Genomic DNA, 14,760 nt, shown 5'->3' with positions numbered 1-14,760 from the left:
TCTTTCCGTCATTTATTTTAAATATCAGATCGTAGGTAAAGCACCGCCATCAACCGAATAATTGACGCCTGTGATGTATTTCGCTTCAGGGGAAACAAGATAAGCGACAAGACTTGCAACTTCATCAGGTTCAGCCATTCTTCCCATCGGAACATTCAGCTTTTCCATGACTGACTGATAAGCTTCTTCCGGCGTAACGGAAGATGACTGCGCCATATTCTGAATGAATTCCAGCATGAGCGGTGTCTCTACCAATCCGGGCGATACTACATTAACACGGATTCCATGGGCGGCTACTTCATTGGCCAATGCTTTACTGTAAGCGTTCAGTGCTGCTTTTGCGGAAGAATATGACATGGTCATTTCCCACACCGGCAGTTTCGCCGCCCCCGTAGAAATGTTTACAATCACTCCGCTTTTTTGTTCGATCATTACCGGCAATAATGCTTTGTTGATCCGTACCACCGACATAAAATTCGTCTGCCAGTCATTATTCCAGTGCTCATCGGAAAGTGTACTGAAACCTCCGCCCGGACTTAAATTGGCTCCCGCATTATTAACGATAATATCTATTCTCCCGTATTTTTCCAGAATCTCCGCAGCAATGATTTTCGCACTTTCAGGCTCAGCAAGATCTGCCTGAATAAAATATTGTCCTTCTTTATTTTCTGCAGGAGCTTTACGGGCTGTTATTACTACCTGAATACCTGAATTGCTTAAACGATCGGCGATCGCTTTGCCAATGCCTTTTGTTCCTCCTGTTACCAGAGCAACCATTTCTTTTAATGAATGATTCATATTTTTTTTGTTTAAATGAGTTGCAAAGTAAATTACAATACTTTACTTTTGCAAGTAGTTACACCAATGTATAGTAATAACAAAAAGTAAAGGATTAAACACAATCAATCAGTTATGGTTAAAAAAAATATAGAACATGCTGAAGAAAAATGTGCGCTTCAGGAAATACTGGGCGTTATTGGCGGAAAATGGTCGATGTCCATCATTTATGCACTGTTCACCGGTAAAAAACGTTTCAGTGAACTGGAAAGGCTTATTCCCAATATCAGTACCCGAATGCTCGTGAAAGAACTGAAGAATATGGAAGCCAACGGAATTGTGGTGAGAGAGGTATTTGCAACGGTTCCCCCAACGGTTGAGTATACTTTAACGACAAAAGGCGAAAAATTAGAACCTATTATTAACGAACTGCATAAATGGGGCGTTGAATATGTGATCTGATTATTGAAAAAGAATCTTTTTTCAACCACAGATTTCTCAGATGGCCACAGATGATCGTGTGTTTTTTTTGTTATTCTGAATAGAGCAAAGCGAAATGATGATTTTTTTTTATTGCCCGCAGATTTCGCAGATGATTGTGTTATAGTTGTCATTCTGAGAGCAGCGAAGAATCTCTACAATAAAAGTTTAAGATTCTTCACTACTATTTTTGAGACAGCTTCAGTACTTATTTAATCTGTTTTGCTGTATAATCACTTTCGTTTCCTAACCGGTCGATAGCTTTTATAGCAACTGCACTTAAGGTTTTTCCGTCTTTAGACTTCGGAATTTCTTTTGAAAGCTGATCAAGCGTCAGGATTTCGGTTTCCCAAATACCGTTGTACTGCGTAAAAAGTACCCATTGGAAAACCTCCTTTATATTTTTTGTACTCCAGCTTACCTGTATAAAACTTCCGTTATCATTAATGAACAGGCTTGGTGTCTGTAAAGGTATCGCTTTCAGCCAAGGTGTCTTCGGAACCAGAGCTTTCTCTTTATAAGGTCCGTTCTTTAGTGCCGGAAGCATGCCCGGATTTTTGGTGAGCCCGGCAATACTCCAATGGATTTCGCCGGCATTATTTCCCAACACCTGTCTTGAAATATTAATCTGATTTTTAATTTCTGCAGGACGGTCAGAAGATCTTATTTCCACGGTATTCAATCCCGGCCAGAGATGACGGTTTAAGGTATTTTCTGATTTCCACCATTGCAATAAAGGTTCAAAAGGCTGCCCTTTTGATTCTACCGGCCAGTACAGCTGGGGCGATAAATAATCTACCCAGCCTTTATTCAGCCATAATTTAGCATCAGCATATAATTCGTCATACTGAGAGGATCCTACAATCCCCTGCGGATAACCCGGTTTCCATATTCCGAACGGGCTGATCCCGAACCGGACATAGTTTTTCTCAGCATGGATTTCCTTATAGATCCTTTCCACAAATTTGTTTACGTTATCCCTTCGCCAATCTGCTCTTGATAATGTCCCTCCGTTTCTGAGATATTCGTTCCAGCTTGCATTATCAGGAAAATCTGCTCCTTTGTTGTAGGTAGCATACGGATAAAAATAATCGTCAAAATGAACAGCATCAATATCATAACGCTTTACAATATCTTTCACTACATTGGAAACGTGGCCCTGGGTTTTCGGATTAGCAGGATCAAACCAGTACATTCCGTTCTTCAATCTGATCACAATGTCCGAAAGTTTATTCACCATTGACAAACTGTTGGGCGTTCCTCCGTTGGAATGATGGGCACGGTAAGGATTCAGCCAAACGTGAAGCTCGAGACCTCTTTTATGGGCTTCTTCAATCCAGAACTGCAGCGGATCATAATTGGGATAAGGCGCCGTTCCGGTCTTACCCGTCAGAAAGTAGGACCAAGGTTCGATATTACTGGTGTACAAAGCATCGCCGGAAGGTCTCACCTGGAAGATCACGGCATTGAAATTATTATCTTTCAGCATATCCAGCATGCTGATCGCCTCTGCCTTCTGCTGATCAACGGAAAGGTTATTTCTTGAAGGCCAGTTGATGTTGGCCACACTGGCAATCCAGGCACCGCGGAATTCTCTTTTAATTTCAGGGAGCACCGTCCTGAAGGTTTCATCGGGCGGAATTACAGCTTCCGGTTTTGGGCCGGCTGGTAGTGAAGTTTTATTTTTAGCGGTATTTTTTGAAGGTGTGGAAGCTTTTACTGCATTATTCTGTGTGGAACAAGCCATGAATGATGTAAAAACTCCTGATAATATGATTAGTTTTAAGTAATTTATTCTCATATCTGCAAAACTACATTAATTTATTTGTTGATTTAAATTACGATAATAAAATTAGTTAAACGCTAAGAACGTAAAGATTTTTTTGAGTAGTAATGTATTTTTAAACGCAAAGTGCGCGAAGAGTTTTTTGAATACTAAGTGTTTTTAAGGGCACAAAGGCGTTCTACTTAGCGAAGAGTGCAGAGAATTTTAGAAAGTAATGTATTTTAATTTCTCCCGCTGATTTCACGGATGGAGCGGATCTTATTCCGTAAACTGTTTAAAGCTTGTAAATATGCTGAGAGCTTTTATTTTATCAGGAGGTTGTCATGCTGTAAGCATCTTGATATCGAAATGTTTTTAACGCAAAGGACGCAAAGAGTTTTTAACTACTAAACGTTTTTAAGGACGCAAAGGCGTTCTACTCAGCGAAGAGGTGAAATGGTACAGAAAGCAAATTAAGTTTTTATTCTCCCGCTGATTTAACTCATGGTGCAGATCTTATTCTGTAAATTGTTTAAGCTTGTGAATATGCTGAGAACTTTTGCTTTATCGGGAGGTTGTCATGCTGGAAGCATCTTGATATCGTAATGTATTTTTAACGCAAAGAGAGCGAAAAGTTTTTTTTAACTACTAAATGTTTTTAAGGGCGCAAAGGCGTTTCACTCAGCGAAGAGCGCAAAGAGATAAAATGCTACAGAAAGAAAGCTAAGTTTTATTCTCCCGCTGATTTAACGGATGGCGCAGATTTTATGTAGGTATTATTTAAACAAAAAAAGCTCCGGAATTCGGAGCTTTGATATTAGTGAAAGTGGGATTAGGCTTTTGCTGATCTTTCCACTTTTTTTCTTTCTTCTTCGGAAAGGAGTTTCTTTCTCATACGGATGAAATTCGGAGTTACCTCGATGGCTTCATCAGCCTGGATGTATTCCATACATTCTTCCAGTGAGAATAAGATTTTCGGAGCAACACCGGTATCTTTATCTTTACCTGCGGCTCTCATGTTGTTCAGCTGTTTTGCTTCAACGATGTTTACCACAAGGTCACCCGGTTTGTTCTGTTCTCCGATAATCATTCCTGCATAGATTTCCTCTCCCGGATCTACGAAGAACTTACCTCTGTCCTGTAGTTTGTTGATGGAATATTCTGTAGCCGGACCTTGTGTTTTACTGATCAGTACCCCGTTGTTTCTTCCCGGAATAGCCCCTTTGAAAGGCTTGTATTCTGTAAAACGGTGTGCCATAATTGCTTCTCCAGCCGTAGCCGTCAACATTTGGGAACGCAATCCGATCAGACCTCTTGAAGGAATTTCGAATTCCATATGCTGCATTTCGCCTTTCGTTTCCATAATGTGAAGATCTCCTTTTCTCTGGGTAGCCAGATCGATTACTCTTGAAGCATACTCTTCAGGAACGTCTACTACCAAAGATTCGTAAGGCTCACAGCTTACTCCGTCGATTTCTCTAAGGATAACCTGTGGCTGACCGATCGTCATTTCGTACCCTTCTCTTCTCATGGTTTCGATCAAAACCGATAAGTGAAGAATCCCTCTACCAAATACAAGGAATGTGTTGGCATCATCTGTCTGCTGTACTCTTAGTGCTAAGTTTTTCTCCAATTCTTTGGTTAATCTTTCTTTCAGGTGGTTAGAAGTAACATATTTACCGTCTTTCCCGAAGAAAGGTGAATTGTTGATAGAGAACGTCATGTTCAGGGTAGGCTCATCGATCGCCGTTCTTTCCAACGGTTCAGGATTTTCCAGGTCCACGAAAGAGTCTCCGATCTGGAAAGCGTCGAAACCTACGACAGCACAGATATCTCCTGCCTGAACTTCAGTTACTTTTTTCTTTCCTAATCCTTCGAAAACGTATAGTTCTTTAACTTTTCCTTTTGCAATTTTACCTTCTGCCTGAGCCAGTCCGATCCACTGGGATTCTTTAAGCTCTCCTCTTGTTACTTTCCCGATAGCAATTCTTCCTAAGAAAGAAGAATAATCCAGGGAAGTAATCTGCATCTGAAGGTTACCTTCGGTTACTTTCGGAGCCGGAACATATTTTAGGATCCCGTCAAGTAATGGCAGGATATCTTCGGTCTGTTCCAGTGAAGTATTGAACCATCCCTGTTTTGAAGATCCGTAGAATGTTGGGAAATCCAACTGTTCTTCGGTAGCATCCAAATTGAAGAACAGATCAAATACCTGATCGTGAACCTCATCCGGACGACAGTTCGGCTTATCTACTTTGTTGATAACCACCAATGGTCTCAATCCTAATTCCAGTGCTTTCTGAAGTACGAATCTGGTCTGTGGCATCGGTCCTTCGAAGGCATCCACCAAAAGGATTACCCCATCTGCCATTTTCAATACTCTTTCTACCTCTCCCCCGAAATCGGCGTGACCCGGTGTATCGATTACATTAATTTTCGTGTCTTTATAAGTAACAGAAATATTCTTGGATAAGATCGTGATTCCTCTTTCTCTTTCAAGGTCGTTGTTATCCATAATTAACTCCCCACTCTCCTGATTTTCCCTGAAAATATTGGTAGCGTGGATGATCTTGTCAACCAATGTGGTCTTCCCGTGGTCAACGTGTGCGATGATCGCAATATTTCTAATGTTTTGCATAAAAGATTTTTACGGGTGCAAAAGTAGTGATTTTTAATGAAATACTTGCTAATAAGTTGTGTTAATTAACAAATTCATAATGAGGGTGTTTTGTAAATTTATATAATAGTGTTTAAAGATTAACTTTTATAATGCTGATTTTTAACATTAAGATTTTATAAGGAGTTTAAAAATATCTTTGATATTTAATAAGCCGGGAGCTCTTGTTTATACTGCCTAATTAATTTTTACCGCAAAAGAAATAAAGATTTTGATAAAGTTATTCAACAGGTAAAAGAATACAACAGTTTAACATCTTTGATTTTTTTCTTTAAGAACTCTTTATTTGAATAGTCCAACATTTGGTTACGTCGAAGCTTGGTTTATGGTTATGCATTTAAAAAGATAAAATAGATAAACAGAGCCTGCAACAGTACTATTAATACGAACTTTAGTAGAAATGATCTTTTTGAAATTTTATGCCTGAAAACGAGCATTCCCAGTAAAGCTCCTACCGTTCCGCCTAAGAAAGTCAGGGACAACAAGGTGGACTCCGGGATTCGCCGCTGGTGCTTCACCGCTTTTCTTTTATCGATTCCGAAGATGATGAACGTGATAATGCTGATGACGGCTATTCCATAAAACATGCTGCAAATCTAAGACAAAAAAATGAGCCTGATTTTTTACCTTTGCATTCTAAATATAATCTATGACGATACAGGATCTCGCAGGAAGTTATGCCATTCAGGGCGGCAACCAGGAGGAAGCAGGCAGCAGTTCCTACCAGGGAATCCTGACCTTATCCCTCGACGAAAACAACCGCATCATCGCCGAATGGCTCATCGGCGACCACGAACAGCACGGCACCGGCTTTTACAAAGACGGCATTTTAGTCATCAACTTCCGCTACGAAGGTGACGACCAAAAGATCTATAAAGGCATTGCCGTTTACCGTTGGATCAACAAAGATGTGCTCGATGGCTTCTGGTCTGAGAAGCATGGGGATCCGAGGTTTCTGGGGACTGAGTATTGTGTGAAGATTTTTGGGGATGGGGTGGTGAATTGATGGGTCATTGCGAGCGGAGCGAAGCAATCTCTGACATCTATATTAATTCATTATACTCTATCACCGGTAAATTTATCCCTATTTTATAAACTTTGTGGTAAGCTTTAATTTCATCCCATTGTAATGAATTTAAATTCAAATTATTCTCAGAAATACTACCAATTGGTTTTGGATAAATAATCAGACATTCTATTTCTTCATTTAATTGAGGGGTTTGATTTTTTACTTTTTTTAATCTTGCATACCCTGCAACCTGCCTTATATCATTATGAACCTGACTGTAATTATAATGCAGTTTATATTTAGCATCTACAACAATTTTTTTATCAACAGTACAAATCAAAAAGTCCAAAGCATTGCCATGGGTTGAAAACTGATAATTGAAATCTTTTGCCTGGAGTTCAGGATTATGTTTCGACAATTGGGCATAGACGTACAACTCAAACATTTTCGGCATATCAATCCAAAACGGAGGAGTAGAAATTTTTTCTTCAGTCGTTTTAGTAATATTATAAGAAAATCTTTTTAGGATTTGCTGTCCGATGGTTATAGCTTTTTTGTATTCCTTGAAAAAAGGATTATGCTTATAATTCTTAATCTCCTGGACATTGATCTCATATCCAATATGCTCAAACGAAGGGCGAATATAATTGATCAGCCAAAAAATTTCATTATCTTCCTTAAAATAGATCTTATTGTTCTCTAAGTAACTGGTACAGAATACAAATACTTTATTCAAAAAACGATTTTCCAGTGAATCTTCTCCGAAAACCTGATATTCGCAGACGGTGTTCGTCAACCTGTTTTTAAAAACATTCTGTTTAATCTGTTGCCCAACTAAAATTTTACCTTTAACCCTGTTTCTAAGATTTTCCTGTTTTTTATAATATGATTTTTTTAATCCTTTCCTTACAATGTCTTTTAATAAATTAAGGAATCTAACTACCAGAAAAGGGGTCAGTAAATCCTGTCTTTGAGTTATTTCAATTTCTTTATCTTCCCAATCTACAAACAGTAAATTTCTCGTATGTTTTGATACTTCGGGATGAGACATAATCTGCATGAGCATTCCGATGACATCAACTTCCTTTTCTCCTGAAGAATGTTTAATTTCGTCTTTAGCCTTTGTATTGAGCTTATTTATTTCGTCTTCAGAAATATTTTCATTGTCGATATCAGAAACATATTCAAAAGATTCTACAACCTTGTCGTTAAGCTTTGGCTCTACCTGAATAAAGCGACTTTTATCATTAGTGAGCCAATCAATTCCTACGAAATAATCGGAAATAATCTTAATCTCGTTTTCGGTAATAGTATGTCTGTAACAAGGATAATCTTTTCCTCTTTCTTTTTTAAAAATACGAGGAATGATCCCCAGTTTTTCTTCTGATGTGTGTAAGAGGTAATTTCCTCGTTTAGCAATCAAAAGATTGTTATCACTGGTGATTTTTAATTTAGAAACAATATGTTCTTTAAGGAAAATGCCCATTACAAAGATTTTATATAATCCTTAATTGGTTTTTCTTCATATATACCAATTAAAATCCCATCTCTCACATATTCTAATAAAATAGGCTTCACTTCATAATCCATTTTCATTTTGAATAACTCATTTCTTTTTACCTCATCTATGGCATCCTCTTTCTTTACAATAAAATAACTGTGACCGATCTGTACAGCATCAATTTCAAACTCCTTACTTACATTGATTTTATTGAACAGTGCAGAAATTTTAGTAAAATCATTTGTGTTAAAATAGATTTCATCATTATCCTGTAGTTTCTCAGGCATAACATCCACAAACGCAAACCTTCTTCTAATGGCGTAATCAATATGTCCTACACTGCGGTCTGCGGTGTTCATGGTTCCGATGATGTAGAGATTGGGTGGAAGGATAAGTTTATTTTTCGTTAATGAATCATCCACCGAATACATACTTTCAACTTCTTCGCCACGGTATTCCAATGCATAAATTAATTCGCCAAGAACCGAGGATAAGTTGGCACGGTTGATCTCGTCAATGATAAGAATGTATGGTTTTTTCTCTATTCTTTCAGTCTCATTTGTGACACTGTACTGCAAATTATTTTCATCAAGATACTTTTTAAACTTTTCTACCAGGTTTTGATAAAGATAGTACATTCCGCTTCTTGCAGATTTAGACAACAATTCATTGTCTCTGATCTTACTTGTCATTTCAGATAAATACAACCCTATATAACCATTAATAATATCTGAATCTTTAACTAGTACCGAATCGTTTTCGTTACTGTAACGATTCACTCTCAGGGAATCATCTTCAACAAAAGTGATCTTAGGTTTTGTTCCTTCTTTAATCAACACCTCATTATCGGTCTCAATTTCTTTTTGTATGCTTTCTTTAAACTTAATATACTGCGTATTTACCCAGTTTTCTTTTGAAATCTGTTCCGGGATTTTCTTTGAATCTAAATAATTTTTAAACGCTGCATCAGCAAACTCTCCTAAAATTTTATTGTCATTCTTATATTCAATTTTATCACCTTTTGATTCTGCCACAATTCCTCGTACAAAGTCTTCATAGGTGTAGCTTGGATGAAACTGAATGATTTTAAATTGTTCGTTGTTTTTTAAGTCATCAGTAGACTTTAATCCTAACATTTCCTTTGCAATTAACTTTGCTTCTCTGGTTTTCCCAGTTCCCGGAGGACCTTGTAAGATGATTTGTCTTTTGTATCGGAGCAAATTTACAATATGCTCATTTTCATATTTTGTTGAATTGTTATTCATCATTGAAAGTAAATATTCATAATATTTTTTGCCATCATCTAACCCGGAGTCGTATCCTGTAATATCAGTTAGCGTTTTTACAACCATGTGTTGATCTATATTCCATTCTCCTTTCTTTTTCCACTCAACTTTTCTGACATGTTTATAATCCTCTCTGTCAGCATCATAATAGTAATCTGAGCCAACTTCTCCAAATCCCACCAGTTGTTTTCTTCCCTTTTTAACAATAATGATATCACCTATACTCATTGAATTGATAAATTCATCATTTGCAATGGTAGCATTAAACTTATTTACATTCCCTCCGTAGGCATCGTACAAAGCTTTGTTAATTTCATCTCCATTTGAATAACTGTTTAGATCCTGAAGTTCATCCCATCCCAAAGCCATAATTCCGAGATCATAAAATTCATCCCATTTGTATGCAGATTCTCCTGGAGAATAAAGCCAGTATCTTTTTTTGGAAGTATGATTGTAAGTAACCGAACAATACATAAAATCTTGGATCAGCAAATGCAAAGATTCATCTGTATAAAGATTATTCTCAGTATTGTTTTGCCGATATTGCTGAATGAATGGATCAGAAATTATTATTTCTTTAATCTGATTGAGAATTTCAAGATAGATAATATAATTATGGTTTTGTCCTTTTTTCACAAAGCCCATACCCAACTGTTCTGCAAAAATCTTAACAAAGCTGAATTTAAAAAGCGAGTACTTTGAGGGGTTTTGCAAAAATAAATAAAGCGACATCGACCGGATGTCCTGACTGTGATAATTGAGTTTTTTATCCGGATATTTAGCCTGAAGTAATGTAAGCTGATTATCAAAATATTTTTTGAAATCATTGAGACGTGTAAGCAGGTCTGCCTCTTCATCAAACAGGTTTTCAAAGGCGGCCAATGTTTCATCCGGAAAATCATTGAAAAACCAGGTCGCCATTGTGGTCGGGTAATAGTTAATGCTTGTCCACAGATTATTCCTTCCTTTTACTTCAAAAGCTTCTTTAAACATTGTGATTTTATCATCCACATTCCAATTCCATTTATCTGAAACCTGCTTTAAAACGTTCCATTTATATTTCTCGTCGTATATCGAAGAGTCTTTAAAAAATTCTTCCTTGTATTGATTCCATTTTTTTTGAAAAAGTTCTTGGTTCATAGTTATTAGTAATAGTCAAAAATAGCAATATTGATATCAAAAAATTACGGAAAACCGTAAAGTCATAATTATATTATTTTAACTCGCCACCCCATCAATAAATACATCCACAAAATCCTGCACTTTCTGAATAATTCTTCTTCCGATATTATTGCGTTCAGTAAGCTTTGGCTTTATTTCCAGAAGTTTTAAAGTGTCACTTATTTTAGGAGTTTTGGAAGTAAAAAGAAAATCATCAATAGCATCTCTGAATCTATCTTTATTCAATGATTCTTCGGTAGCGATTTTCTCAAAGGCAGAGTTTTTTTCTTTATTCCAGTATTTTTCAAATTCTTCATTGACGTTGTCTCCGTCAGAAATATGAGGTAGATTTTCTTCGATGAATTTTTCTATGAGTTTTTTTTTGCTTCGCAATTTGGCGTCTCCGGAAAGAATATCTCTGATTTCTTTTTTCTTTTTTTCTAATTTATCTCCTTTCAGATTTGAATCGGCAAGGTTGGCTAAAAGAGATAGTATGTAATTTACATTAATTTCATCACGATGAATCAATTCTAGCTCAAAGTCAACATCATCTAATATACTTGCTTTTCCTTCTCCTCCTTGTGGTTTTGTTTCATTCCAAATATCCAGATACTTGCTTTTATAACCATCAAATTCATATTCGGTCATTTCCAATTTATCAAAATCAAAATCAGCAAATGATTTTAAAACATTCAGAACACGCATCATTTCGCGGAAAGCAGTGATAAATTCAAACTTTTCCTGTTCGGTCTGATAACTGTTGACACTGTCAATTTCAGGGGCAACAATCTTTAAACTGTTCAAAGCTGAATTGAAAAGTTCAATATAATCTTCAATCGGCAGAATGATAATTTCCTGAATCGCTTCTTTGTTGGAAAATAAAGTCACAGCATCGTCGGTTGCAGATTTTAGATTTCTAAAACAGACAATATTTCCTTGTGATTTTTTTTCGCCTAACAATCTGTTGGTACGGGAGAATGCCTGAATCAATCCGTGGTATTTCAGGTTTTTATCAACAAATAAAGTGTTCAATTGCGGACTGTCAAATCCTGTCAGAAACATATTCACTACAATGATTAAGTCAACTTCTTTATTGCGGACTCTTTTAGCAATATCATTATAATAATTGTAGAAACTCTGGCTGTCTTTGGTCGTAAAGTTGGTTCCAAACATTTCATTGTAATGACCAATATATCTTTCTAATATATTTCGGCTATGAGAATCTCCGTATTGTGCCTGCGGTTCTGCAACCATTCCGAATTCGGGTTCATCATAGATTCCATTGGCATCTTTAGACTCTTCATTGGTTCCATAACTGAAAATAGTCGCAATTTTTAAATGATGTTTACCTTCCTCTTTTTTCTTTTGAAAAAGGTCATAATATTTTTGCAAAACATCGATACTGCTTACACAAAACATTGCATTAAAAGTACCATTATGCGTCTTTCTTCCGTATTCTGCAATAAGATAATCTGCAATTTTTTCAAGACGTTTCGGGCTTTCAAGAAGTTCCTGTGTGTCGATTGCTTCAACATCCGTATCAATGTAAGTATTGCTTCCTTCTTTTTCCTTGTATCTTCCAACGTATTCCACCGAAAATTTCAAAACATTATCATCCCGAATGGCATCTGTAATGACATATTTATGCAGACAATCTTCAAACAATCTGTTGGTTGTTGCCGGAGCTCCGTCTATTTTCCCAATTGAATTCACTTCAGAAATCGGAGTTCCCGTAAAGCCAATCATTTGGGCGTTTTTAAAGTACTTTTTAATATTCTGATGTGTATCTCCGAATTGGCTTCTGTGACATTCATCAAAAATAAAAACTACTTTTTTGTCTTTCAGTTTATCAATTTTATTGCCGTGCTTTTCCTTTGTAATGGCAGTATTTAACTTCTGTAAAGTGGTTACAATTAATTTTGTATTGTCTGAAAGTTGTTTAACTAAATGTGCTGTATTTTCAGTGGCATCCACACTTCCTTTTTCAAAAGCATCAAATTCTTTTTGGGTCTGGTAATCCAAATCCTTTCGGTCAACCACAAAAACAACTTTTTCCACTTTGGGAATTTCCTTCAGAATCTGACTGGCTTTAAAGGAAGTCAATGTTTTCCCTGAACCTGTTGTATGCCAGATAAAACCGTTTTTGTCGGTGTTCCTAACTCTGTCAACAATTTTCTCAACCGCATAGTATTGATAAGGTCTTAAAACCATCAGTATCTTATTCGTTTCATTCAGAACAATATACTTGGTAATCATTTTTGCAATGTGGCAAGGCTCTAGAAATGCAGGAGCAAAATGGTCAAGTTGCGTGATGTTATTGTTGTGTTCATCAGACCAGAAGAACGTTTGCTTAAAAGTCTGCTTTGCATTGTTGGAATAATATTTTGTATTGACTCCATTACTGATGATAAACAACTGAACATAATTAAACAATCCACTTCCAGAATTGAAAGACTGATGATGATAACGGTTGATTTGATTGAAAGCCTCTTTCATTTCCAGTCCTCGGCGTTTCAGCTCAATCTGTACCAAAGGTAATCCGTTGATTAAGATGGTTACATCATATCGGTTTTTAAAGTTGCCTTCCTGAGCAATTTGATTCGTTACCTGAAACTGATTCTGACACCAATGGTCCTGGCTGATGAATTCAATCCATTCGGAAGTACCGTCATCTTTAAAAAAATGAAAACGGTCACGTAATGTTTTTGCTTTTTCAAAAACATTTCCTTTGGAAAGATGATTGAGGATTTTTTCAAACTCAGTATCTGAGAATGTTTTTTTATTGTGAATTTCGAGCTGAGTCTTTAGATTTTTAATAAGGTCTGCCTCATTACGTATCGTAACTTTTTTGTGACCTAACTGTTGTAATTGTTCTACTAATTTCTGCTCTAAAATATATTCCGGCTGACTTGACATTCGGCTTGAGTTTTTGGTTAAAAACTTTGTCAGAAGTGTGAGTTCTGACAAAGTGATTGATAGTTTTTCCAAATGTAAGAAATTATCAATGATAACTACAACTATTTTAGCGCTTTAAACATCTGGTCAATTGCTTTTTTCTTCTGTTCAAGATTTGGATGCACATACAGATTCAAAGTCGTACTGATATTCGAATGACCGAGCAAAACACTTACGGTTTTATAATCGCATTTGCTTTCAATACATCTGGTTGCAAAACTGTGTCTCAAACCGTGAAATTTGATATCCGGAATTTCCAGAAAACGCATCAGATTTTTGTAATAACTCCGGTAAGTTCTCGGTTCTGTAGGTTTAGAATCATTGGTCAACACATAAAAAGCAGGATTGACAATTTTCTTAAAAGGTTTTAGCATTCTCAATAGGTCTCTGCTCATCGGAATTTCACGGATAGAGTTTTTCGTTTTAGGCGTGTCAATCAACAATTCTGTTTTTCGTTCTCCATCTTCAATCACATAAATTCTCTGAATGGTTTTTCGGATATTAATAATTCCGTTATCCGTATCGATGTCTTCCCAGGTTAAGGCGCAAATCTCACCAATCCGCATTCCCGAACAAAGACAGATATAAACACCCAGATTTCTAAAGGTGAAATGCTCCTGAATATAGCTCATTACTTTTTTCTGATGCGTTCTGCTTAATACCTCAATCGTATGCGTTTCCCTAACTGTAGGATATTGCACATCAAAATTGATAAACTCAATCCATTTATTCTTTGCCCCAAACTTCAGCACCATTTTCAAAACAATGAGAATATCTTTGATACTTTTCTGACTTAATCCCTGCTCCAGTTTTTGAAATACAAACTTCTGTACATCTTCATCTTCAATCTCGGAATAGTCTTTGAATACAGGTAACAAATGATTTTCCAGTAACAGCACATAAGCCGAAAAAGTTGATTTTTTCACATACAGCTTTTTGTCATTCTTCCATAGTTCAGCGATTTCTGCCAATGTTTTCTTTCTTGTCATAATTTTTTTGATTTTAATGATTTATTATTTAAAATCCTAAAAGTTATGAATTTAACATTAGTGGATAAATTTCTCCTTAATGTGCGGAAAGGAGATAATTATGACTTTCTTTCCTAATAAATTACCAAAACTTAGATTTACAGGGTTTGAAGGGGAATGG

Annotated in this window: 10 protein-coding genes; 2 read left to right on the top strand and 8 right to left on the bottom strand. The window is 36.4% G+C overall.

Features of this window, described 5'->3' with window-relative positions:
- Positions 1-24: 24 nt before the first annotated feature.
- Positions 25-798, bottom strand: coding sequence for an SDR family oxidoreductase (locus U9K52_RS17090; RefSeq protein ID WP_322927501.1), 774 nt, complete (start codon positions 796-798; stop codon positions 25-27).
- Positions 799-912: 114 nt separating this feature from the next.
- Here U9K52_RS17090 and U9K52_RS17085 point away from each other — a divergent pair, with 114 nt between their 5' ends.
- The gene (locus U9K52_RS17085) at positions 913-1,239 is read left to right on the top strand and encodes a winged helix-turn-helix transcriptional regulator (RefSeq protein WP_248393732.1); all 327 of its coding nucleotides are present in this window, start codon (positions 913-915) and stop codon (positions 1,237-1,239) included.
- Between the two features lie 226 nt (positions 1,240-1,465).
- On the opposite strand, the gene U9K52_RS17080 is transcribed toward U9K52_RS17085, so the two are convergent.
- From U9K52_RS17080 to U9K52_RS17070, 3 genes are all read right to left on the bottom strand, one after another.
- Positions 1,466-3,058: a glycoside hydrolase family 10 protein gene (locus tag U9K52_RS17080; RefSeq protein WP_322927500.1), complete on the bottom strand. Its 1,593-nt coding sequence runs from the start codon at positions 3,056-3,058 to the stop codon at positions 1,466-1,468.
- A gap of 796 nt (positions 3,059-3,854) precedes the next feature.
- Complete coding sequence (gene typA, locus U9K52_RS17075) at positions 3,855-5,660, bottom strand: translational GTPase TypA (RefSeq protein ID WP_322927499.1); 1,806 nt, start codon at positions 5,658-5,660, stop codon at positions 3,855-3,857.
- Positions 5,661-6,028: 368 nt separating this feature from the next.
- Positions 6,029-6,286 (bottom strand): DUF1294 domain-containing protein, encoded by a 258-nt coding sequence (locus tag U9K52_RS17070; protein WP_322927498.1) that lies wholly within the window; start codon positions 6,284-6,286, stop codon positions 6,029-6,031.
- A 62-nt stretch (positions 6,287-6,348) separates the two neighbouring features.
- On the opposite strand from U9K52_RS17070, the gene U9K52_RS17065 reads away from it, so the two are divergent.
- Positions 6,349-6,705: a hypothetical protein gene (locus tag U9K52_RS17065; protein ID WP_322927497.1), complete on the top strand. Its 357-nt coding sequence runs from the start codon at positions 6,349-6,351 to the stop codon at positions 6,703-6,705.
- A gap of 37 nt (positions 6,706-6,742) precedes the next feature.
- Here U9K52_RS17065 and U9K52_RS17060 read toward each other — a convergent pair whose 3' ends face one another.
- The 4 genes from U9K52_RS17060 to U9K52_RS17045 all read right to left on the bottom strand — a co-directional run bounded on the left by U9K52_RS17060 (position 6,743) and on the right by U9K52_RS17045 (position 14,600).
- On the bottom strand, positions 6,743-8,194 hold the full coding sequence (locus U9K52_RS17060; RefSeq protein WP_322927496.1) for a 5-methylcytosine restriction system specificity protein McrC: 1,452 nt from the start codon (positions 8,192-8,194) through the stop codon (positions 6,743-6,745).
- Positions 8,194-10,635, bottom strand: a complete 2,442-nt coding sequence (locus U9K52_RS17055; protein ID WP_322927495.1) for an AAA family ATPase — start codon at positions 10,633-10,635, stop codon at positions 8,194-8,196. Before U9K52_RS17055 ends, U9K52_RS17060 begins: the two co-directional genes overlap by 1 nt.
- 78 nt (positions 10,636-10,713) lie before the next feature.
- Positions 10,714-13,572, bottom strand: a complete 2,859-nt coding sequence (locus U9K52_RS17050; RefSeq protein WP_322927494.1) for a type I restriction endonuclease subunit R — start codon at positions 13,570-13,572, stop codon at positions 10,714-10,716.
- Positions 13,573-13,673: 101 nt separating this feature from the next.
- Positions 13,674-14,600 carry a tyrosine-type recombinase/integrase gene (locus tag U9K52_RS17045; RefSeq protein ID WP_089757283.1) on the bottom strand — a complete coding sequence of 309 codons (927 nt, stop codon included), beginning with the start codon at positions 14,598-14,600 and terminating at the stop codon, positions 13,674-13,676.
- Between the last annotated feature and the right edge of the window lie 160 nt (positions 14,601-14,760).

This window comes from Chryseobacterium sp. MHB01 (assembly GCF_034651565.1).
GTDB classification, from domain to species: Bacteria; Bacteroidota; Bacteroidia; order Flavobacteriales; family Weeksellaceae; genus Chryseobacterium; species Chryseobacterium nepalense.
This window is presented reverse-complemented; position numbering and strand designations above follow the sequence as displayed.

Coding starts and splice junctions, on each gene's coding strand:
- U9K52_RS17065 (WP_322927497.1), top strand. CDS start 6,349: ATGACGATACAGGATCTCGCAGGAAGTTATGCCATTCAGGGCGGCAAC.
- U9K52_RS17045 (WP_089757283.1), bottom strand. CDS start 14,600: ATGACAAGAAAGAAAACATTGGCAGAAATCGCTGAACTATGGAAGAAT.
- U9K52_RS17080 (WP_322927500.1), bottom strand. CDS start 3,058: ATGAGAATAAATTACTTAAAACTAATCATATTATCAGGAGTTTTTACA.
- U9K52_RS17070 (WP_322927498.1), bottom strand. CDS start 6,286: ATGTTTTATGGAATAGCCGTCATCAGCATTATCACGTTCATCATCTTC.
- U9K52_RS17085 (WP_248393732.1), top strand. CDS start 913: ATGGTTAAAAAAAATATAGAACATGCTGAAGAAAAATGTGCGCTTCAG.
- U9K52_RS17060 (WP_322927496.1), bottom strand. CDS start 8,194: ATGGGCATTTTCCTTAAAGAACATATTGTTTCTAAATTAAAAATCACC.
- U9K52_RS17055 (WP_322927495.1), bottom strand. CDS start 10,635: ATGAACCAAGAACTTTTTCAAAAAAAATGGAATCAATACAAGGAAGAA.
- U9K52_RS17050 (WP_322927494.1), bottom strand. CDS start 13,572: ATGTCAAGTCAGCCGGAATATATTTTAGAGCAGAAATTAGTAGAACAA.
- U9K52_RS17090 (WP_322927501.1), bottom strand. CDS start 798: ATGAATCATTCATTAAAAGAAATGGTTGCTCTGGTAACAGGAGGAACA.
- typA (WP_322927499.1), bottom strand. CDS start 5,660: ATGCAAAACATTAGAAATATTGCGATCATCGCACACGTTGACCACGGG.